This is a genomic window from Terrabacter sp. AAH1 (assembly GCF_054456855.1).
Map to the genome: position 1 here is coordinate 160392 of NZ_JBTJJV010000005.1, position 25581 is coordinate 185972.

At 72.3% G+C, this 25581-nt stretch carries 19 protein-coding genes; 18 read left to right on the forward strand and 1 reads right to left on the reverse strand.

Annotated features, from left to right (window positions below):
• Positions 1–231: 231 nt before the first annotated feature.
• From ACXR8F_RS10525 to ACXR8F_RS10540, 4 genes are all read left to right on the forward strand, one after another.
• Positions 232–2538 (forward strand): immune inhibitor A domain-containing protein, encoded by a 2307-nt coding sequence (locus ACXR8F_RS10525; protein ID WP_458800272.1) that lies wholly within the window; start codon positions 232–234, stop codon positions 2536–2538.
• Between the two features lie 249 nt (positions 2539–2787).
• Positions 2788–4125 carry a type I glutamate--ammonia ligase gene (gene glnA, locus ACXR8F_RS10530; protein ID WP_458800274.1) on the forward strand — a complete coding sequence of 446 codons (1338 nt, stop codon included), beginning with the start codon at positions 2788–2790 and terminating at the stop codon, positions 4123–4125.
• A 14-nt stretch (positions 4126–4139) separates the two neighbouring features.
• Positions 4140–7172 carry a bifunctional [glutamine synthetase] adenylyltransferase/[glutamine synthetase]-adenylyl-L-tyrosine phosphorylase gene (locus ACXR8F_RS10535; RefSeq protein ID WP_458800276.1) on the forward strand — a complete coding sequence of 1011 codons (3033 nt, stop codon included), beginning with the start codon at positions 4140–4142 and terminating at the stop codon, positions 7170–7172.
• Entirely contained in the window at positions 7169–8437 is a 1269-nt protein-coding gene (locus tag ACXR8F_RS10540; protein ID WP_458800278.1) for an MFS transporter, read from the forward strand. The genes ACXR8F_RS10535 and ACXR8F_RS10540 overlap by 4 nt, the downstream gene beginning before the upstream one ends.
• 47 nt (positions 8438–8484) lie before the next feature.
• Here the strand turns inward: ACXR8F_RS10540 and ACXR8F_RS10545 are convergent, their stop codons facing one another.
• Complete coding sequence (locus tag ACXR8F_RS10545) at positions 8485–9483, reverse strand: peptidoglycan-binding domain-containing protein (RefSeq protein ID WP_458800279.1); 999 nt, start codon at positions 9481–9483, stop codon at positions 8485–8487.
• 520 nt (positions 9484–10003) lie between these two features.
• Here ACXR8F_RS10545 and ACXR8F_RS10550 point away from each other — a divergent pair.
• From ACXR8F_RS10550 to ACXR8F_RS10615, 14 genes are all read left to right on the forward strand, one after another.
• Positions 10004–10606, forward strand: a complete 603-nt coding sequence (locus ACXR8F_RS10550) for a sensor histidine kinase (protein ID WP_458800280.1) — start codon at positions 10004–10006, stop codon at positions 10604–10606.
• A 12-nt stretch (positions 10607–10618) separates the two neighbouring features.
• On the forward strand, positions 10619–11272 hold the full coding sequence (locus ACXR8F_RS10555) for a response regulator (RefSeq protein ID WP_458800282.1): 654 nt from the start codon (positions 10619–10621) through the stop codon (positions 11270–11272).
• Positions 11273–11382: 110 nt separating this feature from the next.
• A complete protein-coding gene (locus tag ACXR8F_RS10560; RefSeq protein ID WP_458800284.1) occupies positions 11383–12030 on the forward strand; it encodes a LuxR C-terminal-related transcriptional regulator in 648 nt (215 codons plus the stop codon).
• Positions 12023–13279 carry a DegT/DnrJ/EryC1/StrS family aminotransferase gene (locus ACXR8F_RS10565; protein WP_458800286.1) on the forward strand — a complete coding sequence of 419 codons (1257 nt, stop codon included), beginning with the start codon at positions 12023–12025 and terminating at the stop codon, positions 13277–13279. The genes ACXR8F_RS10560 and ACXR8F_RS10565 overlap by 8 nt, the downstream gene beginning before the upstream one ends.
• Positions 13276–14784: a polysaccharide biosynthesis protein gene (locus ACXR8F_RS10570; protein WP_458800288.1), complete on the forward strand. Its 1509-nt coding sequence runs from the start codon at positions 13276–13278 to the stop codon at positions 14782–14784. The genes ACXR8F_RS10565 and ACXR8F_RS10570 overlap by 4 nt, the downstream gene beginning before the upstream one ends.
• Before the next feature lie 33 nt (positions 14785–14817).
• Positions 14818–16320: an RtcB family protein gene (locus ACXR8F_RS10575; RefSeq protein ID WP_458800290.1), complete on the forward strand. Its 1503-nt coding sequence runs from the start codon at positions 14818–14820 to the stop codon at positions 16318–16320.
• 366 nt (positions 16321–16686) lie between these two features.
• Entirely contained in the window at positions 16687–18159 is a 1473-nt protein-coding gene (locus ACXR8F_RS10580; protein ID WP_458800292.1) for a YveK family protein, read from the forward strand.
• Positions 18156–19199: a hypothetical protein gene (locus tag ACXR8F_RS10585; RefSeq protein ID WP_458800294.1), complete on the forward strand. Its 1044-nt coding sequence runs from the start codon at positions 18156–18158 to the stop codon at positions 19197–19199. The genes ACXR8F_RS10580 and ACXR8F_RS10585 overlap by 4 nt, the downstream gene beginning before the upstream one ends.
• Positions 19196–20371: a glycosyltransferase gene (locus ACXR8F_RS10590; protein ID WP_458800296.1), complete on the forward strand. Its 1176-nt coding sequence runs from the start codon at positions 19196–19198 to the stop codon at positions 20369–20371. The genes ACXR8F_RS10585 and ACXR8F_RS10590 overlap by 4 nt, the downstream gene beginning before the upstream one ends.
• Positions 20368–20805, forward strand: coding sequence for a hypothetical protein (locus ACXR8F_RS10595; RefSeq protein ID WP_458800298.1), 438 nt, complete (start codon positions 20368–20370; stop codon positions 20803–20805). Before ACXR8F_RS10590 ends, ACXR8F_RS10595 begins: the two co-directional genes overlap by 4 nt.
• Positions 20802–21896: a phosphotransferase family protein gene (locus tag ACXR8F_RS10600; RefSeq protein WP_458800300.1), complete on the forward strand. Its 1095-nt coding sequence runs from the start codon at positions 20802–20804 to the stop codon at positions 21894–21896. Before ACXR8F_RS10595 ends, ACXR8F_RS10600 begins: the two co-directional genes overlap by 4 nt.
• Positions 21887–23236, forward strand: coding sequence for an O-antigen ligase family protein (locus tag ACXR8F_RS10605; protein ID WP_458800302.1), 1350 nt, complete (start codon positions 21887–21889; stop codon positions 23234–23236). The genes ACXR8F_RS10600 and ACXR8F_RS10605 overlap by 10 nt, the downstream gene beginning before the upstream one ends.
• Positions 23233–24516, forward strand: a complete 1284-nt coding sequence (locus ACXR8F_RS10610; protein ID WP_458800304.1) for a lipopolysaccharide biosynthesis protein — start codon at positions 23233–23235, stop codon at positions 24514–24516. Before ACXR8F_RS10605 ends, ACXR8F_RS10610 begins: the two co-directional genes overlap by 4 nt.
• Complete coding sequence (locus ACXR8F_RS10615; RefSeq protein ID WP_458800306.1) at positions 24513–25577, forward strand: hypothetical protein; 1065 nt, start codon at positions 24513–24515, stop codon at positions 25575–25577. Before ACXR8F_RS10610 ends, ACXR8F_RS10615 begins: the two co-directional genes overlap by 4 nt.
• Positions 25578–25581: the final 4 nt, after the last annotated feature.

The window sequence follows — 25581 nt, forward strand, 5'->3', positions numbered from 1 at the left end:
GGACGCTCAGCAGGGTGCCTCTGTGACAGATGTGGTCTTTATCCGAGACAGAGGCATCTTGGGAAGGGTTCGGGCGGAGTCCTTTACGAACAATTTACGTTCTTTGCCCCGAACTGCCTTGCTGCACAACTTTTTTCGATTTCTGTCCTGCTACTGGCCACTTTGTCCTTTCTGTGTGTTGTCATACCCGAGGCGCCGGATGGACGGCGTCTGTGACCAGGAGGACAAACCTTGAACAAGCGTCAGTGGAGCGCTGTCTCGGGGCTGGCCGTGGGGGCGCTCGTCGTCACCGGCCTGACCGCCCCGATGCAGGCTCAGGCAACGCCCGTCGCGAAGGCCCCGGTCAGCGGAGACCCCGCTGCCATCCAGGCCTCGCAGCACGACAACCTGCCCAACCCCCTCGCCGAGGCCAAGTCCGCGGAGCGCCAGGACGCCGTCCGCAAGCTCCTCAAGGGCGAGGCCACGACGAAGACCATCGGTGGCAACCGCGTCATCGAGGTCAAGACGACCGCCAAGAACGGCAAGGCAGGCAAGTCGCGTTACATCGACTACCCCGTGAGCCGTGAGGAGGACATCTTCACCATCCTCACGGACTTCGGCACGCAGACGAAGGACGGTTTCAGCGCGGCCCCCGGGCCGGTGCACAACCAGATCGCCAGCCCCGACCGCAACTGGGACGGCAACGCGACCGACGACAACTCGACGTACTGGACCAAGGACTTCAACCGGGACCACTACCTCGACATGATGTTCGGCGACGGCGAGTCGTTCAAGGACTTCTACCTCAAGCAGTCGAACGGCCGGTTCCTCGCCAAGGGCGACGTCTCCGACTGGGTGACGGTGCCTTTCAACGAGGCCCGCTACGGCGCCAAGAACAACGCCGACGGCTACTGGAACTACGTCAAGGACACCGCTGCCGCCTGGTTCGCCGACCAGAAGGCCAAGGGCAAGACCGACGCGGAGATCGCCGACTACCTCAAGCAGTTCGACAAGGTCGACCGCTACGACTACGACGGCGACGGCAACTTCAACGAGCCCGACGGCTACATCGACCACTTCCAGGCGATCCACGCCGGAGAGGGCGAGGAGGCCGGCGGCGGTGCCCAGGGCGCCGACGCGATCTGGTCGCACCGTTGGTACGCCTACTCCACCGACGCCGGCAAGACGGGCCCCGAGCAGAACAAGCTCGGCGGCGTGCCGCTCGGCAACTCGGGCATCTGGATCGGCGACTACACCACCGAGCCCGAGAACGGCGGCCTCGGCGTGTTCGCCCACGAGTTCGGCCACGACCTCGGTCTGCCCGACCTCTACGACACCAACGGCGGCGACAACGGCACCGCCTTCTGGACCCTCATGAGCGGCGGCTCGTGGCTCAACCACGGCACCGACTCCATCGGCACGACGCCCGGTTACATGGGCCCGTGGGAGAAGCTGCAGCTCGGCTGGCTCGACTACAAGACGGTTCCCTACGGCACCGACATGACGGTCAAGCTCGGCCCCGCCGACAAGGCCAGCAACACCAACTACCAGGCGCTGGTCGTGCCGCTGCCCGAGCGCACCGTCTCCTCCAAGCGCAACACGCCCCACTCCGCCTCCGGTGAGTGGTGGAGCGGCTACGGCGACAACCTCAACGCCACCCTCTCGCGCACCATCGACCTGACCGGCGCGACGACGTCGGCCTCGGTCGACGCGTGGGTCCAGGGCAACCTCGAGGTGGACTACGACTACCTCTACGGTGAGGTCTCCGCCGACAACGGTGCCACCTGGACCCAGGTCGGCTCGCCCGTCAACGGTGTGTTCGCGTGGGCGCAGAAGAGCTTCGACCTGTCCGCCTACAAGGGCAAGTCGGTGCAGTTCCGCTTCCGTGTCGCCACCGACGGCGGCGTCTCCAGCGAGGCCTTCGTCGACGACGTCACGGTGAAGACCGACGGCGTCACCGGTCCGGTCGACGACGTCGAGTCGGGCGCGGGCGCCTGGAAGGCCAACGGCTTCAGCATCATCGACGGCACCTCGTCGAAGAAGGTGCAGGACGTCTACTTCGCCGAGAACCGCGTCTACAGCGGCTACGACAAGACGCTCCAGACCGGCCCGTACAACTTCGGCTGGGGCACCACGAAGCCCGACTGGGTGGAGCGCTTCCCGTACCAGAACGGCATGCTCGTCTGGTTCGCCAACGGTGAGTACGCCGACAACAACACGAAGGACCACCCCGGTGGTGGCGAGGTCCTGCCGGTCGACGCCCGTCCGGCGCCGGTCATGCTCGACGGCAACGTCCGCCTGGGCAACCGTCGTCAGCCGTTCGACGCCACCTTCGGCCAGGAGCGCACCGACGCGGTGACGTTCCACCGCAACGGCGTCCCGACCACGGTCCCGTCGCAGCCGGCGATCCCGACCTTCGACGACCGCGACCCGAACCGCTACTGGTCGGCCGCGAACCCGTGGGCGTCCACCAAGGTGGCCGGCTCGGGCACGACGATGACCGTCGCGAAGACCGCCGACGGCGGCAACGAGCTGCAGGTCATGGTCAAGTTCAAGTGACCGCAGGGTCATGACCGCGAGGGCCCCCGGGGACGAACCCCGGGGGCCCTTCGCGTCCCCGTCGGAAAGTGGGCACTCGAGTGAAGCTGGCATCGAGTGCCCAGTTCCCGACGGGCCCCACCCGTCGAGTGCCCAGTTCCCGACGGGCCCCACCGGTCGAGTGCTCGGTTCCGGACGGCATACGGGAACGCACGTCCACAAAACGTGTCACGTCACATGCACGAAACAGCGATGCGGCAGGATCGACACATGAACCGTCAGGAAGAGTTCGTGCTGCGCACGATCGAAGAGCGCGACATCCGATTCGTCCGTCTCTGGTTCACCGACGTGCTCGGCACCCTGAAGTCGGTCGCCGTCGCGCCGGCCGAGCTCGAGGGGGCCTTCGCCGAGGGCATCGGCTTCGACGGTTCGGCCATCGAAGGCTTCGCGCGCGTCTACGAGGCCGACATGCTCGCCAAGCCCGACCCCTCGACCTTCCAGATCCTGCCGTGGCGCGGCGACCCTCCCGGCACGGCTCGCATGTTCTGCGACCTCCAGCTGCCCGACGGCACGCCCAGCTTCGCCGACCCGCGCCACGTGCTGCAGCGCGCCCTCGGCAAGGCGGCCGACCTCGGCTTCACCTTCTACACCCACCCCGAGATCGAGTTCTTCCTGCTCGAGCAGGGCCGCGGGCCCGACGGCCGCCCGGTGCCCGTCGACGACGCCGGCTACTTCGACCATGTGCCGCACGGCACCGGACACGACTTCCGCCGCGCCGCGATCACCATGCTCGAGAACATGGGCATCTCCGTCGAGTTCAGCCACCACGAGGGCGCGCCCGGCCAGAACGAGATCGACCTGCGCTACGCCGACGCCCTCAGCACGGCCGACAACATCATGACCTTCCGCACGGTCGTCAAGGAGGTCGCCCTGACGCAGGGCATCTACGCGACGTTCATGCCGAAGCCCTTCTCGGAGCACCCCGGCTCGGGCATGCACACGCACCTCTCGCTCTTCGAGGGCGACTCCAACGCCTTCTACGAGGCGGGAGCCCCCTACCAGCTGAGCAAGGTCGGTCGTCAGTTCATCGCGGGCTTGCTGCGGCACGGCGCCGAGATCGCGGCCGTGACCAACCAGTGGGTCAACTCCTACAAGCGGCTCTGGGGTGGGGGAGAGGCGCCTGCGCATCTCACGTGGGGTCACAACAACCGTTCGGCGCTGGTCCGCGTGCCGATGCACAAGCCCAACAAGGGCCAGTCGACGCGGGTCGAGGTGCGCTCGCTGGACGCCGCCTGCAACCCGTACCTCGCGTTCGCCGTGCTGCTCGGTGCCGGGCTCAAGGGCATCGAGGAGGGCTACGACCTCCCGCCCGAGACCGAGGACGACGTGTGGAGCCTCACCGACGCCGAGCGTCGCGCGATGGGCATCAAGCCGCTGCCGGCGTCGCTGGGCCGGGCGCTCGAGGTGATGGAGGAGAGCGAGCTCGTCGCCGACGTGCTCGGCGAGCACGTCTTCGACTTCTTCCTGCGCAACAAGCGCCAGGAGTGGCTCGACTACCGCCACGACGTCAGCCAGTTCGAGCTGAACCGCTACCTGCCGAGGCTGTGACCCGCCAGACGCCGATGTCCTCACGCACCAGCACCACCGAGGGAGCCCTCGCGCGCCTCGGCTTCGCCGACCCGAAGCGTGCCGCCGGGCTGCTCGACGACCGCGCGCTGCTGCCGCTGCGCGCGGCGTTCCCCGACGGCCAGCTCGACGACCTGGTCGGCGTCGTCGGCGACACGGCGGATCCCGACCAGGGGCTGCTGGGGCTCGTCAGGGTGGCGGAGTCGCTTGCGGCACAAGGCGACCCGTCCGAGTGGGGCATCTCCGCGTTCGCCCGCGAGCTCGCGACGGACGGTCCGGGGCGCGCGCGCGTCGCCGGCGTGCTCGGCGCCTCCACGGCCCTCGTCGACGAGCTCGTGCGCCATCCCGAGCACTGGGTCGACTGCGTCGACGCCGAGCGGCGGCCTGGCGAGCAGGTGCGCCACGACCTCGTGCACGCCGTGACCGGGGGTCGCGGTGACCGCACACCGCTCGACGCCCTGCGCATCGCGTACCGGAGGGGGCTGCTGCGCATCGCCGCGCTCGACGTGACCGCCGCGGACCCACTCGCGGAGATGCCGGCCGTCGGCGAGGCGCTGGCCGAGCTCGCCGAGGCGGCCCTGGACGCAGCCCTCGCCATCGCCCGCGAGGAGTACGGCGACGGCCACGAGGCCTGCCGGCTCGCCATCATCGGCATGGGCAAGACCGGCGGCGGCGAGCTCAACTACGTCAGCGACGTCGACGTCATCTTCGTCGCCGAGCCCGCCGAGGGCGCCGACGAGGAGACCGCGCTGCAGGTCGGCACCGCGTTAGCCACGGCCACGATGCGCGCCTGCTCGGCGCCGACCCCCGAGGGCAGCCTCTGGCCCGTCGACGCGGCCCTCAGGCCGGAGGGCAAGCAGGGCCCCCTGGTGCGCACCATCCGCAGCCACAAGGCGTACTACGAGCGCTGGGCCAAGACGTGGGAGTTCCAGGCACTGCTCAAGGCGTGGGTGTCCGCGGGCGACAAGGAGGTCGGTCTGCGCTACAAGGCCGAGATCGCCCCGATGGTGTGGGAGGCGGCCGGGCGCGACCACTTCGTCGAGGACGTGCAGGCGATGCGGCGTCGCGTCGAGCAGCACGTCCCGGCCAACGAGGCCGCGCGCCAGCTGAAGCTGGGCCCGGGCGGCCTCCGCGACGTCGAGTTCAGCGTCCAGCTTCTCCAGCTCGTGCACGGCCGCACCGACCCGAGCCTGCGCTCGGCCACCACCCTGGAGGCGCTGTCCGCGCTCGCTCGGGGTGGCTACGTCGGCCGCGACGACGCGGCCATCCTCGACCGGGCCTACCGCCACCTGCGCTGCCTGGAGCACCGCATCCAGCTCCACCGACTGCGCCGCACCCACCTGATGCCCGTCGCGGAGGCCGACCTGCGCCGGCTCGGACGCGCCATGGGCCACCGCACGCACCCGGAGCGCGCGGTCGTCGCCGACCGCCAGGCGTCCGCGCGCGAGGTGCGGCGGCTGCACGAGCGGCTCTTCTACCGGCCGCTGCTCGCTGCGGCGGCCAAGCTCAGCCCGACCGAGGCACGGCTCAGCCCAGAGGCCGCCAAGCAGCGCCTCCTCGCGCTCGGCTTCCGCGACCCCGCCGGCGCCCTCCGTCACATCGAGGCGCTGACCACCGGGGTGAGCCGGCGAGCCTCGATCCAGCGCACGCTGCTGCCCGTCATGCTCGGCTGGTTCGCCGACGAGGCCGACCCCGACGCCGGGCTGCTGTCGTTCCGGCGCGTCTCCGACGAGCTCGGCACCACCCACTGGTACCTCAAGATGCTGCGTGACGAGGGCCGTGCCGCCGACCGGCTGGCGCACTGCCTCGCCCGCAGCAGATATGCCGCCGACCTGCTCGTGCGCTCACCCGAGAGCGTGTCGATCCTCGGTGACGACAACGGGCTCATGCCCCGGTCGCGTGAGGCGATCACGTCGACGATGCAGTCCGCCGCGGGTCGCCGCGAGTCGGCCGCCGACGCCGTCGCCGCCGTCCGGGCCATCCGCCGTCACGAGCTGCTGCGCATCGTGATGGGAGACCTCGTCGGTGTCGTCGACCTGCCCGGTGTGGGTGCTGCGCTCAGCGACCTCACCGCGGCGACGATCCAGGTCACGCTCGACGTCGCCGTCAAGGAGGTGGAACGCCGGGAGGGCGAGCCGATCGGCGGCGACATCCTCGTCGTGGGCATGGGCAGCCTCGGTGGCCGCGAGCTCGGCTACGCCTCCGACGCCGACGTCATGTTCGTCCACCAGGCGCACCCCGGCGCCGAGGAGAAGGACGTGCAGGCCCGCGCCACCCTCGTGGTGCAGGAGCTGCGCAAGCTCCTCTCGGGCTCAGGACCCGACACCGCCCTGGGCCTCGACCCCGACCTGCGGCCCGAGGGCAAGGCCGGCCCGCTGGTGCGAAGCGTCGACTCGTTCCGCACCTACTACGAGCGCTGGGCTCTCACCTGGGAGTTCCAGGCGCTGCTGCGAGCCACCCCCATCGCCGGGCCACAGACGCTGGCCGACGCGTTCCTCGAGCTCATCGACCCGCTGCGGTGGCCCGAAGGCGGCATCGACGCGAGCCAGGTCCGCGACATCCGCACCATGAAGGCCCGAGTCGAGAGCGAGCGGCTGCCCCGAGGAGCCGACCCGCGGACCCACATCAAGCTCGGCCGTGGCGGGCTGAGCGACGTCGAGTGGGTCGTGCAGCTGCACCAGCTCCAGCACGCGCACGAGCGCCCGGCGTTGCGCGTCACCGGCACGATGGCGGGTCTGTCCGCGCTGGCCACCGAGGGCCTGGTCTCCGCCGAGGACGTCAAGGCGCTGCGCGAGGCGTGGCAGCTCGGTTCGTCGATGCGCAACGCCGGTGTGCTCTGGCGGGGAAGGCCGATCGACAGCGTCCCGTCCGACGTGCGTGACCTCGACGGCATCGGTCGGATCATGGGCCGCCAGGCGGGCGAAGGAGCCGGACTCGCCGAGCTGTGGCGGCGTGTGGCCCGGCGCGCCCGCCACGCGACCGATTTCAACTTTTACGACACCCCACCTGGGGGTAGCGTCGTCACGTGAGCTCGAGTCAGGGGACCGGCAGCGTCGTGCCGACATACGCCGCCGTCCTACGCGTGCCTCGGTTCCTGCCGATCTTCCTCGCGAACGCCCTGTCCATGTGGGGCGACTACATCGCGCGCGTCACGATCGCAGCGGTGGTGTTCGAGCGCACCCGGTCGCCGCTGGCCACCGCGACCACCCTCGCGGTCAGCCTCGTGCCGACCTTCTTCGGCCGCAGCCTGATCGGGCCCATCGTCGACCGGTTCCCCTACAAGTGGGTGCTCATCTGGTCGCACCTGCTGCGAGCCACGTGCGTGCTCGGCCTGATGTGGCTCGTCATGCAGGGGTCCGCGCTGTGGGTGATGTTCCTCGTCCTCTTCGCGCTCGAGCTCATCGGGGGCGCCTCGGCCGCCTCGAACATGGTGCTGCTCACCGACCTGTTCGAGGACCGGCACCTCTACGCCAGGGCGGTCGGCCTCGGCGCCATGTCCGAGCAGTTCAACCAGGCCATCGGACTGGCCGTCGGTGGTGCCCTCGTGGCCCTGCTCGGCCCCGAGACCGGTCTGCTCTTCGACCTCGTCACCTTCGTCGTGGCCGCCCTCGTCATCCTCTTCGTCGTGCAACTGCGGCCGGTCACTGGCGAGCGTGGGAGAGGCCTGCGAGGTTTCGCGCGCGACCTGTCCACCGCGACCCGCGACCTGGCCCGGCACCCGGTCCTGGCGCGGCTGGTCACGCTCAGCGCCGTGGCCTGCCTCGGCATCGCGGCCCCCGAGGCGCTGGCCATCCCGATCGCCGGTCAGAACGGCTGGGGAGGCGTGCTCATGGCCGCCCCCATCGTCGGGGCCGTCGTCGGCATCGTGCTCATCGGACGCCTCGACGTGCACCAGCAGAACAGCTCGATCGTGCCCCTCGCTCTCGCCATGCCCTTGCCACTGCTCGCCCTGGCCGCGAAGCCACCGATCTGGGCCGTTGCGGTGCTGTTCTTCGGGTCGGGCGTGCTGCAGGCCTTCATGGTGCCGCTGCAGGCGACCTTCGCCCTGGTCACCGAGCCGGAGCTGCGGGGGCGCATCTTCAGCCTGGCCGGGTCGGTCTCCATCGCGGCAGCCGGTGCGTCGTACCTCGCGGCCGGGTGGATCGCCAAACACACGGGTGCCCACTGGGGCGTCACGATCTGTGCCGCCGTCTGCCTCGCCCTCGTGGCGCTGCTCGCCGCGACCTGGCCGCACCGCCGCGTGCGCACGGCCGTCGACCTGGCGTACTCGCCCACGGCCTCCCACGCGGCTTGAGCCGCATGGGAGGCCGTGGGACGAGGGCCGCTCGCGACGCGACCGGGTCAGCGGTGCATACCGTTGGCTGCAAGCATCGCTCGCCAAGTCGGGTGGTCGAGGACTCCGCTGACCTTGAGCTGGTGGGTGCTCTGCCATGACTTGAGGCGGTCGGACGTCTGCGTGAGGAAGTTGCCGGTGGCAGTCACACCGAGAACCTTCTGGATGGTCTTCACTGCGGGGCCCGTCATGCCGTAACGCAGCAGCATGCCCGACCGGGGCACCATCTCCTTGAGCAGGGCGCTCGCTCCCGCCGGAGCCTTGACGGTCGCATAGGAGGGGCAGGCACGGGGGTTGGCCGCGGAGTAGACCGCTGCCCAGTTGAGGTCCGCGGGCCTGCAGGGCCCCCAGTCGACCGAGGCGACCTTCTTGCTCCAGAACGACGTCCGGCCCAAGGCGCCCTCCCACGAGAGCGAGATGTGGATGTGGTTGCGGTGGCACGTGGTGTCGTATGCCGTCGTCGGCGTCGTCGCGCACGAACTGTAGGGACGCCAGCCCTCGGAGGGGCGGTAGGAGCTCCACATCTTGTTGTTCCAGATGATGTACATGACCCCGAGGCGGCGGGCGTTCGCGTACGGGTTGCCCGCCTTGTCGGTCGCGAGCAGCCATGCGATGAGGGCGTTGGCGTTGGTGCGCTGCGTCGTGTCGCGCACGTTGAAGAACGTGTCCACCGCGCGCCCGTCGTAGTGCTCCGACGGCTTCGTCGCCGAGGTGCACGACCGCACCAGCCCGTAGGTGTTGGCGTACGTCGCCTTGATGAGCTGGGCGAGCTTGACCGTGCCGGCCCGGTTGCGCATGTCGCAGGCGACCCCGGGCACGTAGGGCGAGAGCCGCTCGATGCCGGCGGGCAGGCCCGTGGGCGTGGGCGGGACGGGCGGCGTGCTGGTGCCACCCGCGGTGGCGGCCGGCGCGACGGTCCAGACGAGGGCGAGCGCGACGAGCGTTGCGAGCAACAGGCTGAGCGTGCCGCGTGGGGACCGGCGTCGGGACAGGGCTGTGTGGTTCATGACGAGTTCTCCGAAACAGGGTGTGCGAGACCCACCCGGGCGCAAGGCAGGGTGGCAGGGCGCGAGTGGTGTTGTGTTGTGAACCCGGTTGCGTGGAGAGGGGCCGTCAGGGGGCCGCGGCACGGGTGGGGCAATTACAACCCATTTGCCCGGTTACTGCACAGTCTTTGCAAGAACCGATGGACCGACACGCCGTCCCTTGGTCGGGGTCCTGGGGGTTGCCGGGGGGTGGGTCGACCGACCTGTCGCGACATGTCCGTCATCTACTCGCGGCAACTTCCCAGAAACCTGAAATCCATTGCGCCTAAATGGAAAAAGGCTGAAAGTTGCGGTCGAAAGCGGTGTGTTCCGGGGCTTCGGACGTAGCCTGTGGTTACGGCCGCACATGCCTCGGGGGGCGAGGATGCGGCCGCGGGGGGAGATCCGCTCGAAAAAAACTGGCGAGTCTCCCGGGCAAGGAGGGCTTTGTGCCTGGGGGTGAGAGACCATGGTCGACGACGTCGTCGGACCGAATGACACCATGACGTGGCGAGGTCCTGACACGGATCCCGTCAGGTCGCTGCTGCACGACCTGCGTGAACCGCTCGCGGCGATCCTGTTGCTGTCCGAGACGTCGCAGGGCGACGTCCGCGAGCGACTCAGCAGCATCCAGGAGCAGGCCACCTGGCTGGCCGCGCTCGTGGCGGCGAGTCTCGACGGAGCCGCCGGAGACCATCCGACCGACGTCGACGCCTGCTCGCTGGCCAAGGAGACCGCGACGCGGGCCCGGATGTCGACGTCGACGACGATCGACGTCGAGGTGGTTGGCGACGGGCACGTCATGGCGCGGCCGATCGCGCTGGCCCGGGCCCTGGGCTGCCTCGTGGACAATGCCGTGCGAGCGGCCGGCCCGACCGGCCACGTCCTCATCTGGGTGGGCACCTGTGACGACGGCTTCCACATCCGGGTGCTCGACGACGGTCCCGGCCTCGGCCGGGTCGCTCCGCGCACGTCGATCGGGCTGGCGACCACCCGGGCGATGGTGGCCGCCTGCCGCGGCCGGTTCAGGCTGGCGGCACGGCCGGACGGCGGCGCCACAGCGGACATCGCGCTCCAGTCGCGGTCCGATGCTGTCGCCCGCTGAGATGGACAGGCCATGAAGCTCGTGCTGTGCGACGACCACGAGCTCATCCTCGACACGCTCGGTGCCGCCCTCACGGGACTCGGCTACGACGTGGTGAGCACGCACGCGCCACCTGAAGCCCTCGACGCCGTGCGAGCCATCCAACCGGACGCCTGCCTGCTCGACGTCAACTTTCCGGACGGCTCGGGCCTCGACGTCCTGCCGCTGATCCGGCAGGTGTCGCCGGGCACCAAGGTGCTCATCTTCTCCGCGGACAACTCCAGCTCTGTGGTGCGCAACGCGATCGCCCTCGGCGCCTCCGGCTACGTCCGCAAGGACCGAGGGCTGCTCCACCTCATCGAGTCGATCGACCTCGCCATCGGTGGGCACCTGGCCGTGGAGCCCGGCGCCCTGCAGGCTGCCCTGCGCACGGTCGACGCCGCGGACGACCCGCTCTGGATGCTGACCTTCCTCACCGACCGCGAGTGGGAGGTGCTGCGCTGCATCGCCGATGGCCTCGGCACCGAGGAGATCGCCACGTCGCTCAACGTCCGCCGCAGCACCGCCCGCACACACGTCCAGAACCTGCTGACGAAGATCGGCGTCCACTCCCGGCTCCAGGCGGTGGCCCTCGTCGCCGCCCATGGCACGGACATCAACTGGCCACCGCACGTGCGACGAGCCTGACCAGGGGAGCGCGCGGCCGCGTGCCCGTCCGGGCGTAGTCCGTTTGACGTAGGCGAGGGTCCCCCGGGCAGGGGGTCCGGCGGCGACGCGGCGACGGCAGATTGAGTGCCATGAAGCAGGATGCCAGCGTCGTTCTGGTCGACTCCCGCCAAGGCTTCCTCGACGCGTTCGCCTTGGTCCTCCTGGCCCAGCGACAGCTCCGACTCGTCGGGACCGCCCTGACGGTCGACGCCGCCGTGGCGCGGGGTCTGACCCGCGGGTGCGACGTGGTGGCCATGGGCCTCGACGACGAGAACCGCATCGCGGACCTCGCACGCCTGCGAGCGGCCGCCCCCGACGTGGGCGTCGTCGTCCTCGTGGAGCCGGACGACGAGGAGCAGCTGTCCGAGGCGCTCGCCTGGGGTGTGGGTGGCTGGGTGCTGCGCAGCTCGGGGGTCAGGGAGCTGCTCGAGGCCCTCGAGAAGGTGGCCGGAGGCGAGGCACACCTGCCGGCAGAGCCGGTGCGGGCCCTGCTGGCAGCCGCCCTGGCCCATCATCCCGCGTCGGCCAGGCTGGCGCGCGAGGCGCTGACACCGCGCGAGGCCGCAGTCCTCGACTGCCTCGCCTCCGGCATGAGCAGGCGGGACGTCGGCGTCACCCTCGGGCTGTCGGACAACACGGTCCGGACCTACGTGCGTCGCATCCTGCGCAAGCTGCACGTCCACTCCGCCTCCGCCGCCGTGGCGATGACCACCAACGAGGTGCAGGTCCATGGTTGAGATCGCCCGGCGACCCGCACCGCACGCGAGGCCCGGCGACCCGGACGCCGGGCCGATCCCGCCGTACGCGGTCGCCGCCAGCCCGGCGCCGCACGTCGTGCCCTTCACGCGGACCCGCATCTGCCCGGAGGCCCGACAGGCCGTGGCCGACGTGCTCGAGTCCGGCTGGGTGACCTCGGGACAGCAGGTGATCGAGTTCGAGTCCGAGCTCGCCGCGTACGTCGCCGCCGAGCACGGGGTCGCCGTCAGCTCGTGCACGGCGGCGATCGAGCTGGCGCTGCGAGCGCTGGACCTGCCGCCCGGCTCGAAGGTGCTCATGTCGACAGTGACCTTCTGCGGTGCCGCCGCCGCCATCCGGCACGCGGGGCACGTGCCCGTCCTCGCCGACGTCGACCCGGGCACCGCGATGCCCTCGTGCGCGAACGTGGCCGCGGCAGCCGCCGGCTGCGGCGGCGTCGATGCCCTCGTCGTCGTCCACCTGGCAGGCCTGCCGAGCGACGTGCGTGCGCTCGCCGAGGCCGCTGGGGTCGACATCGACCACGTCGTGGAGGACGCGGCGCACGCGCTGGGAACCTTCGTCGGCGACGAGCCGGTCGGCAGCATCTCCCGCGCCACGTGCTTCAGCTTCTACGCCACCAAGAACCTCGCGATCGGCGAGGGCGGCATGGTGACGACCGACGACCCCGAGCTGGCCGGGCGCCTCCGCAAGGCCCGGCTGCACGGCATGTCGGCCGACGCGTGGCGGCGCTACCTGCCCGGCGGGGGCTGGCGCTACGACGTCGCCGTCGACGGGCTCAAGGCGAACATGACCGACGTCCAGGCGGCCATCGGGCGGGCCCAGCTGCGGCACTTCGACGCCGACCAGGCGCGCCGTGCCGTGGTGGCTGCCCGCTACGACGAGGGGCTCAGCGGCATCCCCGGACTGCGCCGTCCCCCAAGGGCGCTCGCGGGCCGACACGCCTGGCACCTCTACACGGTCCGGGTGGAGCCGGCATACGGGATGGGGCGTGACGAGCTCATCGACGCGCTGCGCGTCCGCGGCGTGATGACGTCGGTGCACTTCATCCCGCTCCACCACCTCACCTGGTTCAGGGACCACTGCATCGTCCCTGCGGAGGGACTGCCCGGCGCCGACCAGGTCTTCGACCGCATCCTGTCGCTGCCGATGGACGCGGTCGTCACGGACGCAGAGGTCGACCAGGTCTGCACCGCGCTGGCCGACTGTTCACGAAGGGGGATCCAGGAATGACCACGACACTGACCTACGGATGGGCGCCCGAGGAGATCGGCTTCGTGCCGACGCTCCAGAAGGGCCTGCGGACCCTCATCATCGGTGCGGGCGAGGCCGGCCGGGCGCTCGCGCGGGACCTCGAGAGGGTGCGCGACTTCGGCCTGGCACCGATCGGTTTCCTCGACGACGACACGAGCAAGCGCGTCGTGCGCCGGCTGCCGGTCCTCGGCGCCCTGTCCGACCTGCTCTCGGTCGTGACGGTGCAGCGCGTCGACGTCGTGCTGCTCGCCATCCCAGGACTGCCGGCCGAGCAGGTCCGCGTCCTGGCCACGACCGCCGCCCGGGTGGGGGCGAGCGTGCGCCACCTGCCCTCCTTCGTCTCGATGCTGCAGCGCGACGTCGTCGGCACCGACCTGCGCTCGCTGGAGGTCGGCTCGCTCATCGGTCGACCCGAGATGCACGTCGTGTCACCGGAGGTGCAGGCCACCATCACCGGTCGGCGCGTGCTCGTCACCGGTGCCGGCGGCTCGATCGGCAGTGAGCTGTGCCGCCAGGTCAACGGGTTCGGACCCGAGCGGCTCGTCATGCTCGACCACGACGAGTCCAACCTCCATCGGCTCCAGCTCGAGCTGACGGGCGCGGGTCTGCTCGACTCCGACGACATCGTCGTGGCCGACATCCGTGACGCCTCCCGGATGCGGCAGGTCATCGCCGACGTTCGCCCGGACATCGTCTTTCACGCGGCGGCGCTCAAGCACCTTCCGATGCTCGAGCGCCACCCGTGCGAAGGCGTGAAGTCCAACGTCGCAGGGACGCTCAACGTGGTGACGGCGGCCGTCGACCACGGCGTCGGTAGGTTCATCCTCATCTCCACCGACAAGGCCGCCGACCCGACGTCGGTCCTCGGGGCCACGAAGCAGCTGGCCGAGCGGGTGACGCGTCATGCGTCGAGGCGCTCGGGCGGGACGATCGTCTCGGCGGTCCGCTTCGGCAACGTGCTGGGCAGCCGTGGATCGCTGCTGCACGTCCTCGCCGAGCAGGTGCGCAACGACGAGCCGTTCACGATCACCGATCCCGACGTGACGCGCTTCTTCATGACGATCGAGGAGGCGGTGGGCCTCGTGCTGGAGGCCGCCCACCTGGCCCGGGGGGGAGAGACGTTCGTGCTCGACATGGGCCAGCCCGTGCGCATCACCGACCTGGCGCGCAACTACTGCCGACAGCTGGGCCTGCCCGAACCGGACTTCCGCTACACGGGACTGCGGCCGGGGGAGAAGCTGCACGAGGCGCTCTTCTCCTCAGAGGAGGACCGCCGGCAGACGAGCCACCCACGCATCTTCAGCACCTGGACCGACGCGAGCGACCCCGATTTCGAGGACCGCCTCGGCGCGCTCTTCGAGGCCTCGTCACGCAACGCGGTGGACGAGGTGCGGTCGGCCCTCGAACGACTCCTGTGCACCTACCAGCCGGCCCACGACGAACCGCGGTTCGTCCTGGCCGCTCCATACCCCGACGACTACTGAACCGACCACCACGACCACGTAGGAGGCACGCCCGTGGACCTCACCGTCATCGCCGCGACCGCGGCCGCACCACCCGGCTGCGACGCACCGGTCCCGACGACCGTCGGACCTGCGGGCTCGACGACACGTCGGGGCAGGGCCGCGACGGTCATCGAGGGGCCCGGCCTGCTGGCCGACGAGGCGGTGCTGCACTCGTTCGAGATGGGCACGGCCGGCCTCGACCTCGCGGCTCCGCCCGTCGTGCTGCCGGACTTCCACCACAAGCGCGCGATGGAGATGCCGTCGAGCATCGCCGTCGCGACGCGTGGCACGATCCGCCCGACCTTCACGAGCTCGTCGGTCAACTGCGGGATGGCCCTCATCGCGCTCGGCACCGACAAGCCGGCCGACCACGCCGTCGACGCCTTCTACCGGGCCGTCAAGGCGAAGTACCCCTACCCGACGCGCGGCGCCCGCGAGCTGACCGCCGGCGAGGTCGTCGCGGCTGCGTCCGAGGGCGCGCAGTTCGCCGCCGAGCGCTGGGGCGTCGAGGCCGAGGAGCTCGAGCGCATCGAGGAGTCCGGCCGGGTGGACCTCGAGCCGTGGGGCGGGGCGGCCCGGCTGCGCAAGGAGATTCCCGCCCTCACGTGGCAGCTGGCCCGGCTCCGCTTCGGCACGGTCGGCCCGACGAACCATTTCGTCGAGCTCCAGCAGGTCGAGGAGATCCTCGACCCCGAGGCCGCAGACCTGCTCGGTGTCCGGCTCGGGCAGGTGACCCTGCAGTACCACGCCGGCGGCGGCGTGCTCACCGGAGAGATCGGCCACCTGTTCCAGCGGCGCAAGGACACGGCCCGGGCGATGAAGGCGGTCATGGCCGTCCAGAAGCCGCTCTACCACCTGGCGACGGCGCGGTCCGCCGCCCAGCTCCGCGAGCGCATGCGGCTCTACTTCGCCAGGGCCTGCGCACCCGTCGACCTCGACAGCACCGAAGGTCAGCGGCTGATGCTCGCCAATGCTGCGGCGATGAACTACGGCTACGCTTTCCGCGTCGCGACGTACGCGGCACTGCGCCGGATCGCTCTCGACACCTTCGGCGGCGAGCCCGGTCGGCTGGTCGTCGACTCGCCGCACAACTCGATCTACGAGGAGGACGTCGCAGGGCAGCAGGCGGTCGTCCACCGGCACAACTCGTGTCGTGCGTTCCCCGCGGAGCGGATGCCGGACGACTCGGTCTTCGCGACGACCGGCCAGGCGGTGCTCCTGCCGGGCACGCACCGGACGTCGTCCTACCTCGCCGTCGCCGGCGAGCGGAGCGGGGACAGCCTGCACTCGGCCTGTCACGGCGCCGGCACCGTCATCGAGCAGTTCGAGAAGGACGGGCGGTCGACGCTCGACGCGGCCGGCCGCTCGACACGCCGCTACCGCTACACCGACGAGTCCCCGTCGTCGACACCGCACCTCGACGACCACGGCGTCAACGCCGCGATGTCGGTGCTTACCCGGCACCGCATCGTGCGCCCGGTCGCGCGCATGCGCCCGTTCGCCGTGCTCCACTGACCCGGCTCATCGCAGCCGGAGGGCGCCGGGTCCGGTCCCCGGGCGCACGATCCCGGACACCAGGCGCCTCCTAGCGCGGCCGGGGCGACGACCATTTCCCCAAACCCCCAGTGGGAAGTCGCCCCGGTCGCCTCCTCGTGCCCGTAGTGCGGCGCGGGCGGCGCGGACGGATCCAAGACGGATCCCAGACGGATCTCGGACGGCCGATGTCGGGGGTCATCCGTTCGACGTAGGCGGGGGTCGTCCTGCAACGCGATGCCCGCCCCCACGGAGGCTCCTAGCGTCGAGAGGACAGCAGCGCTGCACGGCTCCCCGCGGAGTCACGCGAGGCGCGGACCGACAACTGGGGACGACGAGGTGGGGACTTTGACGATCGAGGACGCGTTCGGCCGGGTCATCCGGGGCCACTGGCTGGTCATCCTCCTGTGCATCGTGGCTCCGTACGTCGTGATGTCGAACGTGAGCCGCGGCGAGCCGGACGTGTACGAGGCGGTGGCGCGGGTCCAGATGGGGACCGAACTCGCCGCCTCCAACGTCCAGGCCGACGCGACGAGCCAGCGGGTCCTCGGGATCGCGACGAGCCCCGGTGTCGTGCGCTCCGCGCTCGACAAGGCGCGGTTGCGGGCGGACGCCAACGACTTCGCGGCCCACTACATCGACGTCCGACGCGTCGGGGTCTCGCCCGTCATGGAGATCGTGGTGACCGACACGAGCCCGGCGCGCGCGGCGACGATCGCGAGGTCCATCACGGCCGACGTCATCAAGGTCTCCAACGTGGGTGACCAGCCCACCAGCACCGAGCGACGCCAGGGGGTGCAGCGACAGCTCAACACCCTCGCCCGCCAGCGCAGCCGGCTCGCCGCGAAGCTGAACAACGTCGACCCCAAGGGTGGGGCCGCACTCGCGATCCAGGCGCAGCTGACCTCGCTCACGACGGCGCAGACCGAGCTCGAGCGACAGATGTCGGACCTCAACCTGGCCGCGCCCTCCCCGTCCCACGCAGTGCTGCTCGACCCGGTGCGGGTCCCGAGCGTGGCCCTGCCGAGACAGGACACGCAGCGCGCCGTGCTGGCCGCGCTCATCGGGGCTCTCGTCGGTGGCGGTCTGGCGGCGGGGCTCGAGGCCCTGCGCCCGCGCCTACGCTCCGGACGCTCGGTCGCCCGCGCCCTGGAGCTGCCCCACGTCGGCCACCTGCCGCGCCTCACCGTCGGCCGCCGCACCACGACTGCCGCCGGCCCGATCGCCGACCGGCTGGCACTGCTGGCGCGACGGTACGACGCGAGCAACGTCCTGGCCGTCCTCGTCGACCCGCGCGACGAGCCGGCCGCACGGTCCGTCGCGCGCCTGCTGGGCCCAGACCCCGAGAAGGGACCCCACCGGGTGTCCTGCTCGGTCGTCGGGCGGGGCTGGGCCGAGCCGGGGGACGCGCCTGTCGTCGTCGTGCTCTCGCCACGCCACGTCAAGCTGCGCAGCCTCGTCGACACGATGTCGTTCGTCGACGCGCTGGGCTGGCCGGTCGTGGGTCTCGTCAGCTACCCGCGCCAGTGGTTCTGGCAGCGGCGGGCGGCGAGGCGCGCGGCGGCGGAGCCCGCGACCGCGCCGCGCCACGAGGCGAGCACAGCCGGCCTGCCGTCTCCCGTCCGCCCGTGGAAGAAGAGGCTGCCCGATCCCGTCGTCACTGTCCCTTCCGTCGCCTCCGCCGTTTCAGTCGCCCCCGCCTCCGTCGCCTCCGTCGCCTCCGTCGCCTCCGTCGCCTCCGTCGGCGCGGCGCCGCAGAACGGCGTCGAGCAGGCCGAGCCGTGGGCTGCGCAGGACCCGGGGGAGGTGCTGCACCGATGACCGTGCGGCTGCGAACCGTGGGACTCACCGTCGAGGTGTCCGCCGTCGGCCCGGCCGCGGCGCGCTGGACGCGCGTCGTCCGCGAGGCCTGCGCCGGCCAGGAGCTCGACGACCAGGGACTCGGCGGCCCGGGACCATCCTCCCTGGCCCGGGCCGCCGACATCGTGGTCACCGTCGCGCACGGCGAACCGGTCGGTCCCTCCGCCCGACACCGGCTGGTGACCCGCGGGGCGTGGACCGACGGGCACGAGGTGATCCTGCAGGACGCCTGCTCGAGCGGGCTGGACCTCGTGCTCCACGCGCACGGGGCGCGGCTGCAGGTGGTCGCCCATCCCGCCCCGGGCTGGCGGCACCGGGCCCTCGGGCTCGCCGCCCCGGACCGTCGGGTCCTGCTGCACCGGGCAGCCCTGCTGCAGTTCCCCGCCCTGTGGTGGGCGGGAGTCCACGGTCGGGCCCCGCTGCACGTCTCGGCCGCCATGGTCTCGGGGCACGGCGTCGTGCTCGTCGGGCCGGGCGGCGTCGGCAAGTCGACCCTCATCGGCACGCTGGACGTCGCGACGGGCGCCCCGGTCAGCGACAACCTCTGCACCTCGGACGGCAACGGGCTACAGAGCCTGCTCGAACCGGCCCGCACCGATGCCGGCACCGGGCGACGGATGCCGCACGGCCGGCGGGAGTCGGCCTGGCTGCGGCACGTCGACGGCGTCGCGCCGGACACGCTTCTCGTGCTGCGCCGGGGCGACACCCCTGACGTCGTCGTGCGACACCTCGACGCTGCGACGGCCGCTCGCGAGCTCGTCGGCGGCACCTATGCGGCGGGCGAGCTGCGCCGCTACTGGGCCTTCGCCGCGACGCTGGCGCTCGCCACCGGCCGAGGCCCGGCCCACCCGCCGGTCGCGGAGGTGGCCGAGCTGCTCACCGCGCGGTTGCCGGCATACGAAGTGAGACTGCCGAACCGGCCGGGGACCACGCTCGAGGAACTGCTCGACCGCGTGCGGGCGATGCCGGTGCTGACGGGTGAGGAGGCGTGGCGGCCATGAGACGGCGGGTCATGCACGTGGTCACCCGGTGCATCGCGGGCGCGGGCGGCGTCGTCGTGCGCGGCGCCACCGCGCTGGACCCCGACCGCTACGAGAGCGTCCTCGTCACGGGCACGCGCGAGGGCGTGCTGCTCGACCGGGCGCGCGCTGCCGGGGTCGAGGTCGTGGTCGTGCCCGAGCTCGTGCCGCAGATCAGCCCGTCCGACGACGCGGCCGCGCTGCGCCGCCTCCTCGGCCTCGTGCGCACGTACGCACCCGACGTCGTCCACACCCACTCGGCCAAGGCCGGCGTGCTGGGGCGGATGGCCGCGCACCGAGCCGGGGTCGGCCTCATCGTCCACACGCTCCACGGCTTCCCGTTCCACGAGTTCCAGAACCCCGCGCCGCACGCCGCCTACGTCGCCGTCGAGCGCCGTCTCTCCCGCATCACCGACGTCTACCTCGCCGTCGGCACCGGCGTCGCGGTCGAGGCGCTGCGGCGCGGGTTGGCCCGGCCCGAGCAGCTCCACACCGTGGGGCCGGTCGTCGACGACCCGACGGTCGTCCTGACCCCGGCCACGCGGGCTCGTGCACGAGCGGCACTCGGACTCCCGGCCACGGCCCACGTCGTCGGGACCGTCGGCCGCCTCGACCACCAGAAGGCACCGGAGCACCTCCTCGCGGCCGTGGCCCGCATGCGGACGCGCGCCATGCTCGTGTGGGTCGGTGACGGCGAGCTGGCGCGACGGACCGCCGCGGACGTGCGGCGGCTCGGACTCGACGGCCGGGTGCTGCTGCTGGGCAACCGCGACGACGTCGCGCAGCTGCTGCCGGCCTTCGACGTCTTCGCCCTCGCCAGCCGCTACGAGGGCCTGCCCTGCGTCATCGTCGAGGCCCAGCAGTGCGGCATCCCGGTGGTGGCCACGGCGGTCAATGCCGTGCCCGACGTCGTCGTCCCCGGCGAGACCGGCCTGCTGGTGCCACCGGCGAGACCGGACCTGCTCGCGGCCGCGCTCGACCACGCCCTGACGCATCCCGACGAGGCGCGGGCGTGGGCCACCCACGCGCGCGAGCACCTGGGCGCTCGCTACGACTCCCACACCGCGGGCGAGGTGCTCGACCACGTCTACTCGCAGGGGCCGACGCGTCGCAGCCACCGCTTCGTCCGGGCAGAGCTGGGTCGGGCGTCGTGAACCTGCCCGCGGCTGCCGCCCTCCTCGTGCCCAGCGGCGCGGTCCTCGCGTGGCCGGCCGATCCGGCCGACGGCGTACGCGTGCAGCGCGCTCCTGCCGGGACGGTCGTGGCGCTCGCCGACGGGGGGCGCGGCGGGCGCAGGCGCCTCCGTCGCGCGGCGGCCAGGCTCGGGGTGCGCGTCGACGCCGAGTACGTGCTCCTGCCCAGCTGGCGTCAGGCGACGTTCGTCACGACCGACGATGCCGGCACGCTCTCCTGGCTGCTCGACAGCTTCCTCACCACACCGCCGGGCGTCGTTCGCGGCACCCGCATCGTGCACGGCGTCACGAGCGTGGCCCGGCGTGCGGCCGGCAGCCGCCCCGGTGCCGCCGCGCTGCGGTTCCTCGTGGCGTCGTTCGTGCCCGGCCGCGTCGTCCTGGGAACGCGCAGATGACGACCGCGGTCGTCGAGGGGCGGGCGGCCGACCTGCTGGCGGAGGTGCTGCGTGACCACCTGGGTCCGGGCCCGCGACGCCTCGTCGTCGTCGGCCTGTCCAGGGACGAGCACCCCAAGGCGACCGTCCTCGGCTTCGGCCCGGCCGGGCCGGCACCTCGCCTCGTGCTGAAGGTGGCGATGGTGCCGGGGGCGGTCCCTGCGGTGCTGGCGGAGGCCGCGGCGCTGGCCGCCGTCGCACGGCTCGCGCCCGACCGGGTCGGCGGCACGGTGCCCCGCGTGCTCGACTGTCGCCACGACGGCGGCAGGAGCGTGCTGGTGACGAGCGTCGTCCCGGGGACGCCGATGTCGGTGGACTACCACCGCTGGCGGCACGCGGCCCGGCCCGGCGCGGTTCGTGACGACCTCGCCGCAGCGGTCTCCTGGCTGCAGCAGCTCGGGCGGGTCCCGGTGCCCGACGTGGCGCGCCGTGGGCCCGCGCGTCCTGGTGGGCCGTCGAACGTGCCCGGCCTCCCCACCGGCGCCGCCGGCCTCGCCACCGACATCGCCACCAACCTCGCCACCAGGGTGGGCGCACGGTGGCCCGGCGACGCCGTGGCCGACGCCGTGGGTGACGCCACCCGGCACCTCGCGGCCGAGCTCGCGCTGCCGCCCGGCGCGCCCCTGTCGATCGTGCACGGCGACTTCTGGTGCGGGAACGTGCTGCGCAGCGCGGGCAGGGTGAGCGGGGTCGTCGACTGGGAGCACGCCGAGATCGGTGGGGACGGGCTGCGCGACGTGACCCGCTTCGTGCTCGCCTACCTGCTCTACCTCGACCGGCACACGCCGGCGGGACGGCAGGTCAGCGGTCACCCGGGCCTCGTGGCCGGCTCCTGGGGGGAGCCGGTCCGCTACGCCGTCTCCGGCGCCGGGTGGCTGGGCCGGGCCGTCGAGGCCGTCGTCGGCGCAGAGCTGCGCCGGACCGGCCGGGACCCCCGGCACTGGCGGAACGCGCTCGCGCTCGCCACCGTCGAGGTCGCCGCCACCGCCGACGAAACGGCCTTCGCCCGGCGTCACCTCCTGCTCGCGGCGGAGCTGTTCCGGTGCTGCTGACCCGAGGGCCACGGGCCGTCACCGCGACGAACCCCACGACGCGAGGGGCGCATCCGGCCGACCGCTACCCCCTCGACGACCCGTACTTCTCCGCGTCGCCCCGCCACCTGGCATACCTGCTCGGGTTCGCCGTCGTCGGGCTCCCGCTGCTCGTGCCGAGCGGGCCGGCCAACACGGCCGCCGCCGACGTCGGGATCCTCGTCGTGGTGGTCGCGGTCGTCGTCTGGCTGAAGCGGGAGCACGCGTCAGTGGTCGTGCCCTACCTGATCCCCGTGGCCGTGCTCGTCGTCGCCGGCGCGTTCGCGGCCTACCACGTGCGGGTCGGCTCGGCGCTCCTGCCGCTCATGCAGGACCTGTTCCTGCTCGCGTGGGGCGCCGCGGTGGCCAACGCCGTCCGGCGCCGCCGTCGGCTGCTCGAGGTCGTCCTGCGCGTGTGGGTGTGGTCGACGGTGGCGTGGGCGGCCGTGCTCAGCACGGGACGGATCGCCGGCATCAGCTGGATGGCGGGCACGTCGGCCCGCGACGGGGGGCGAGCCTCCCTCACCTTCGACGACCCGAACCTCGCGGCCAACTACTTCCTCGTCGGACTCGGCCTGCTGTTCGCCACGTCCGTGGTGCGCCGGGCAGGCGTCCGCGTGCTCGCGGCGGCCGTCATCCTCCTCGCCCTGGTCTTCACGGGCTCGAACGGTGCGGCCGTCGGCCTGGCGGCGATGACGGGCGTCGTCCTCGTCGTCGGGCTGGGGCGCCGCCGCGGCGGCCTCGCCGCCGTCTCGACGTCGCTGCTGCTCGCGGCCGCCGTGGCGCTCGTGGTCCCGCACGTCGACCTCAACCGCGTCGGGGCCACGGCTTCCGACAGCGTCCAGGTGCTCCGCGACTCGCTGGGCCGAACGGGGGAGTCCAGCGGGTCGCGGCAGGAGCTGGCGGGCGAGACCATCGGTCTCTACCTCGGGGGAGACCTCGTCGGGGTGGGACCCGGCCAGACGAAGGCCGCCCTCAAGGGCGCTGGTGCGGCCTACGTCAAGGAGGCGCACAACGACTACCTCGCGACGATCGTCGAGCGTGGCGCACTGGGCGGGGCCGGTCTCGTCGTGCTCCTGCTCGCCGTGGCCGCGCGACTCGGGCGCTGCGTCACCGGACGGCAGTCCGCCTGGGTCCGCGACCTCGTGCCACGACCGGAGGTGCTCCTCGGTGTCGGCTGCGCGCTCGCCGTCGGCTCCCTGTTCTACGAGGTGCTGCACTTCCGTCACGTCTGGGCCTTCCTCGGGCTCGTCGCCGGCATCGACCCAGGCGCGACGAGGGACCGGCTGCTGCGTGCCCCGCGGACGTGGTGGGGACGATGAGCCGCACCCGCACCCTCGATGTGCGTCCCGGCGTCCTCCGGGGCGAGACCGCCCGTTCGGTGCTGGGCAACGTCGGCGCCCGGGTGGTCGCGCTGCTGTCGGTCGCCGTCGTCACGGTGCTCGTGGCCCGCGTCGGCGGCGCCGGCGACGTCGGCCTGCTGGCTCTCATGAGGGTGCTCCCGGGTCTCGTGGGCGTCGTCGCCACCTGCGGGCTCCCCGGTGCCATGGGCTTCTTCGTCGCAGGCGCCGACTCGGACCACCCCGGCCTGTGGCCCACGACCACCGCGCTCATGCTCGTCGGGGGAGCCCTCGGCACCGGCGGGTGGCTCCTGCTGGCTCCGCTCGTGCACGACCGCCTCATGGCCACGACGACGAGCTTCGTCGTCATCGCGACCGGCGCGACCGTCGCGACCCAGCTGCCGGTGTCGGTCGGCAAGTCGTGCCTCCAGGCGCTCGGCGACTCCCGGGGGTCGAACGTCGTGACAGCGGCCGAGGAGGCCGTCTTCGTGCCGGCGTTCCTGGGGCTGTGGGGCCTCGGGATGAGTGGCGGCCCCCTCCTCGTGGCCGCGCTGCTTCTCGCCGACCTCGTCGTCGCGGCGTACGCGTGGGCGCGGGTCGCGCGTCGCGTCCGCGAGCGCGGCGGTCGCCTCGCGGGGCGGCCCGACCTCCGGTTCGCCCGGCGGATGGCGGCCTTCGGGGCGCGCAGCCAGGTCGGGGGCATCCTCAACCTGCTCAACCTGCGTCTCGACGTCGTCGTGCTCGGCGCCCTCACCGGCCCGGCCCAGGTCGGCGTCTACGTCGTGGCGTCGAAGTACGCCGAGCTGCTCCGCCTGCCGGGCCTGGCGCTCACGTGGGTCACCTACCCGAGGTTCGCCTCCCGGCGGGGCGCCGCCTGGGAGCACCCGTGGCTGCGCGTGGGGCGGCTGCTGGCTCTCGGGGTCACGTCCGCGGCCCTCGTCGCGGCCAGCGCCGCCGTCCTGCTGCCACTGGCTTACGGGGAGCTGTTCCGTGACGCCGTGTGGCCCGCCGTGTGGATCTCGCTCGGCCTCGTCCTCGAGCCCGCGGCCGGGGTCGGCTCCGGCTACCTCCTCGGGGCGGGACGGCCGGGGCTCAGCTCGCTGGTGCTCGGCGGAGGCTTCGTGGTCACGCTGGTGCTCGACCTCGTCCTCATCCCACGCCACGGGTCCCTCGGCGCGGCCTGGGCCAGCGCGGTGGCCTACCTCGTCACCGACGTCCTCCTCGTGGCTGCGTGGCGCCGCCTCTCCGGGAGGCAGGCGTGACAAGGCCGCCCGCACGACCGACGAGCCTGTCCGCGGCAGCGCTCGGCCTCTGGGTCGTCCTCGTCGTGCTCGGCACGGCTGCCTGCACGTCGGGGTCGGCGGCGGTCCCCACGAGCAGCCGACCGCAGGCGTCGACGGCGCTGGTGCGGCCGCAGTACGTCGCGCTCGCCGATGCCGTCGCGGCGCACGGCGCGCGACCCTGGGTCGAGGCCGACCTCGTCAAGGCCTGGGCCATCGGACCGGAGCGCTACGCGGCGGTGCTCGACTCGGTCGTGGCCCTCGCCGCCCGGCCCGGCGTGGCCGGCGTCAAGATCGCCGACGAGCTCGGCTACGAGGACGGCACCGACGCCGCCGACGACCTCGCCTTCCTCACCGCGACGACGCGCTCGCTCCACGCGCGGCTGCCCGGCCGCAAGGTCGTCGTCGACCTCATCGTGCCCGAGCTCGGCTGTCTCAGCTGGGACGGCGTGCCCGCCTCGGTCGGGGGGGCCGACTCGCTGACCAGCAGGAACGGGTGCGGCTCGGGGGAGACGGCGCGCAACCCGGCGGTCGCGCTCTCCGTCGTCGACCGCTACGTCGCGAAGGGTGGTCTCGACGTGGTGAACCTCAGCGTCGGCCTTCGCTCGGACAGCGAGTACGCGGCGTGGGGCACGACGCGCGACGCCGCGATGGCGGCCGCGTGGGACGAGGCGTCCCGACGCTGGGGCGCGACGGTGCGACTCCAGGCGCGCAAGGCCCTCGCGCACGACGGCGCCTACCGGGGCACGCGTGAGTCGGCCGAGGCGGACGTGCACACCTACGTCGACGTGCCCCTCGCGCACGGCGCGCAGGCGGTCGACATCTGGACGTGGAGCCAGCCCTACAAGGGCGGCACGTTCACGCTGACCGACCCGAAGCTGGCGCCGAACGCCCTCACCGGCGCCCTGCTCGACCGGCGCCGGCGCGGCGTCGAGCTCTGGACCCACATGACGCCGTCGTCGTTGCAGGTCGGTCTCGACCAGGACCTCGCGGCTGCAGTGACGATCTTCAGCGGCGTCCTCGTCGCATCCGGAACGGGGTGAGGAC

Coding starts and splice junctions, on each gene's coding strand:
- ACXR8F_RS10600 (WP_458800300.1), top strand. CDS start 20,802: ATGACGACCGCGGTCGTCGAGGGGCGGGCGGCCGACCTGCTGGCGGAG.
- ACXR8F_RS10585 (WP_458800294.1), top strand. CDS start 18,156: ATGACCGTGCGGCTGCGAACCGTGGGACTCACCGTCGAGGTGTCCGCC.
- glnA (WP_458800274.1), top strand. CDS start 2,788: ATGAACCGTCAGGAAGAGTTCGTGCTGCGCACGATCGAAGAGCGCGAC.
- ACXR8F_RS10610 (WP_458800304.1), top strand. CDS start 23,233: ATGAGCCGCACCCGCACCCTCGATGTGCGTCCCGGCGTCCTCCGGGGC.
- ACXR8F_RS10560 (WP_458800284.1), top strand. CDS start 11,383: ATGAAGCAGGATGCCAGCGTCGTTCTGGTCGACTCCCGCCAAGGCTTC.
- ACXR8F_RS10555 (WP_458800282.1), top strand. CDS start 10,619: ATGAAGCTCGTGCTGTGCGACGACCACGAGCTCATCCTCGACACGCTC.
- ACXR8F_RS10565 (WP_458800286.1), top strand. CDS start 12,023: ATGGTTGAGATCGCCCGGCGACCCGCACCGCACGCGAGGCCCGGCGAC.
- ACXR8F_RS10535 (WP_458800276.1), top strand. CDS start 4,140: ATGTCCTCACGCACCAGCACCACCGAGGGAGCCCTCGCGCGCCTCGGC.
- ACXR8F_RS10570 (WP_458800288.1), top strand. CDS start 13,276: ATGACCACGACACTGACCTACGGATGGGCGCCCGAGGAGATCGGCTTC.
- ACXR8F_RS10590 (WP_458800296.1), top strand. CDS start 19,196: ATGAGACGGCGGGTCATGCACGTGGTCACCCGGTGCATCGCGGGCGCG.
- ACXR8F_RS10550 (WP_458800280.1), top strand. CDS start 10,004: ATGACGTGGCGAGGTCCTGACACGGATCCCGTCAGGTCGCTGCTGCAC.
- ACXR8F_RS10545 (WP_458800279.1), bottom strand. CDS start 9,483: ATGAACCACACAGCCCTGTCCCGACGCCGGTCCCCACGCGGCACGCTC.